A 2757-nucleotide genomic window follows, 5' to 3' on the forward strand; every position below is an offset into this window, starting at 1 on the left:
GTCACCGCACGTGTCGGCGCCGAGGCGTTCCTGCGGCAGCTCTGCTGGCGGGACTTCTATCTCCAGCTCCTGGCCGCACGACCGGACCTCCCGTACGCCGACTACCGGCCCCGTGGCGACGAGTGGCACGAGGACGAGGAAGCCTTCACCGCCTGGCGCGACGGCCTCACCGGATACCCCATCGTCGACGCGGCGATGCGCCAGCTCCGCCTCGAGGCGTGGATGCCCGGCCGAGCGCGGCTTCTCGCCGCGTCCTTCCTGGTCAAGGACCTCCGCCTCGACTGGCGTCTCGGCGCCGCCCACTTCGCCGAGCTGCTCGTCGACGGCGACGTCGCGAGCAACTCGGGCAACTGGCAGTGGGTCGCCGGGACCGGGACGGACACCCGGCCGAACCGGGTCTTCAACCCGGTGCGCCAAGCGATGCGCTTCGACCCCTCGGGCGACTACGTCCGACGCTACGTCCCCGAGCTCGGCTCGCTTCCGCCGAAGACAATCCATCAGCCCTGGACGCTCGGGGCGGAGGCGCTTGCGCGGCTCGGCTATCCAGCCCCGCTCGTCGACCACGCCGAAGCGAGCGCGGCTTTCGTCGGGTCGCGGGCAGGCAGCCGCCCGTCGGGCATGATCGATCCCGATGCCTGAGTCGGTCTGGGACTATCCACGTCCACCGCGCGTCGAGCCGTCGAACAAGCGTGTGCGCGTCGTGCTCGGCGGCGCGGTGATCGCCGACACGATCCGAGCGCACCGCGCGCTCGAGACGAGCCATCCGCCGGTCTACTACGTGCCGTTCGAGGACGTCGCCCGCGGCTCGCTCGAGCCGTCTCGCGGACGCGGCAGCTTCTGCGAGTGGAAGGGCGCTGCTTCGTATTTCGACGTGATCGGCGGCGACGGCCGCCGCGTCGAGCGGGCGGCGTGGACGTACGCCGATCCTGCGCCGGGTTTCGAGATGATCCGCGACGCAGTTGCGTTCTACCCGGGCCTGATGGACGAATGCACGCTCGACGGAGAGCTTGTCGAGGCGCAGGAAGGTGGCTTCTACGGTGGCTGGATCACGAGCGAGGTCGTCGGCCCGTTCAAAGGCGGACGCGGCACATCCGGTTGGTGAGGCAAAGGCACAGATGCGCCGGAGGCCGAGCTCCACTCGCGCGACAGTCGCCAAGAGGCTGCCGGGCGGCAAGCGGTCTCAGAGCACGAGCACGTTCGCGAAGACCTGCCATGCGAGCAGGCTCTTCGCGACGAGGCTCAGCCAGAGATACCAGCGCTCGCCGTAGCGATAGTCGCGCCAGCGCCCGACCCGCTTGTACTGCAGGGCCTGGTTCACAGCGAAGCTGTTGAACAGAACGAAGAGCGAGACGAAGATCGCATAGACGAACGTCGGCGGTGCATGTCCACGCTCCGCCGAGGCGCCGATCTGCACCGCGATGGCGATCCACGCGACGGCGCCCACGATGCAGCCGAGCACGAACGGAAGCCAGCGCGTCCGCGCACGGTCAGGTGGGTTGAGGAGCTCCATCAGCCAGCCGAGGAAGATCATCGCCGCGTTGACCGCGAAGAGCGCGAACAACGCGACGTAGTCGGCGATGCCGGTCAGCATCGCGATCAGGACGACCATCAGCGAGGCCGAGAGGGAATACTCGAGCCAACGGAACGGATTGACGCCCGCCGCGAGACTTCGCTCGTAGCGGGCGCGGCACGGCGGGAGCGCGACGAGAGCGTGGTCGAGCGCTGCGAGCAAGAGGAATGCACCGACGAGCGGGCCGATTCGGAGGTCGAAGAGCAAGACCTGCTTCGGCAGTCCGCTTCCCGGCGGGCCTTCCATGAAGGCGCCTGTGACGGGAAGCGAGAAGTCGGTCGAGAGCGCGAGGATCACGACCGCCTGCGCCGCGTGGACCAGCGCAAGTAACGCATTGCCGCGCCGAAGCGCCTTGTTGTCCATGCCTTGGGCCTCCTTCCGTGTTTGGACGCGGGCTTCGGGAGAGCGGCATCGGGTCTCGAGCCACGCCCCGGTTTGGGTGTGGACGCGAGACCCGATGCCGTCTTGGAAACGGGGAGTGTGTCCCCGGCCGGCGAGCTAGGCCGACAGGCTGGGCGGGACGATCACGGTGTCGATTACGTGGATCACGCCGTTGGTCGCCAGGATGTCGGCGGTGACGACGGTGGCGCTGCCGTTCAGGGTCAGCTTTCCGTCCTTCAGCGAGAGCGAGATCGGCTCGCCCTCGAGGGCCTTGACGGTGCCGTTCTGCTGTGCGACTGCGATCGCCTGAGCACTCTTGATGGCGCCGGCGACGACGTGGTAGGTGAGCACCTTCGCGAGCAGCGCGGGGTCGGCGAGGACGGCCGCGTAGGTCGCAGGCGCCGCCTTGGCCAGCTTCGCGAACGCCTCGTTGGTCGGCGCGAAGACGGTGAACGGACCGGGGGCCGAGATCGCCTGGACGAGGCCGGCCTTCTGGACGAGCGAGACGAGCGTCGAGAAGTCCGGGTTGCCGGCCGCGATCTGCACGATCGACTGCGTCGGCGCCGCCGGCTGCGAAAGCGACGGCGGCATGAGGACCGCGTCGATTGCGTGGATGACTCCGTTGGAGGCCTTCACGTCGGGGATCACGACACGTGCTGTGCCGTTGAGGACGATCTTGCCGCCCTTGAAGGAGAGCGCGATCGACTCACCCTGGACGGTCTTCACCTTCAGCCCTTTCTTCGCTGCAGCGATCGCGGCGACGGCGGGGATGCGCTTGCCGACGACGTGATAGGTGAGCACGGACT

The 2757-nt window shown here is 68.4% G+C and carries 4 protein-coding genes; 2 read left to right on the top strand and 2 right to left on the bottom strand.

Annotation, left to right across the window (positions count from 1 at the left end; genetic code table 11):
• The coding region (locus tag VMS22_10705; GenBank protein ID HXJ34490.1) for an FAD-binding domain-containing protein at nt 1–639 on the top strand (639 nt) is incomplete at its 5' end.
• Nucleotides 632–1102 carry a DUF427 domain-containing protein gene (locus VMS22_10710; protein HXJ34491.1) on the top strand — a complete coding sequence of 157 codons (471 nt, stop codon included), beginning with the start codon at nt 632–634 and terminating at the stop codon, nt 1100–1102. The genes VMS22_10705 and VMS22_10710, both read left to right, overlap by 8 nt.
• Nucleotides 1103–1180: 78 nt before the next feature.
• Here the strand turns inward: VMS22_10710 and heR are convergent, their stop codons facing one another.
• Together heR and VMS22_10720 are read right to left on the bottom strand one after the other, a co-directional pair.
• Nucleotides 1181–1933 carry a heliorhodopsin HeR gene (heR, locus tag VMS22_10715; protein ID HXJ34492.1) on the bottom strand — a complete coding sequence of 251 codons (753 nt, stop codon included), beginning with the start codon at nt 1931–1933 and terminating at the stop codon, nt 1181–1183.
• Nucleotides 1934–2068: 135 nt separating this feature from the next.
• Nucleotides 2069–2757, bottom strand: a 689-nt coding sequence (locus VMS22_10720) for a fasciclin domain-containing protein (protein HXJ34493.1), incomplete at its 5' end; no start/stop codon positions are given.

The organism is Candidatus Eisenbacteria bacterium (assembly GCA_035577985.1).
GTDB lineage: Bacteria > Desulfobacterota > Binatia > DP-6 > DP-6 > DATJZY01.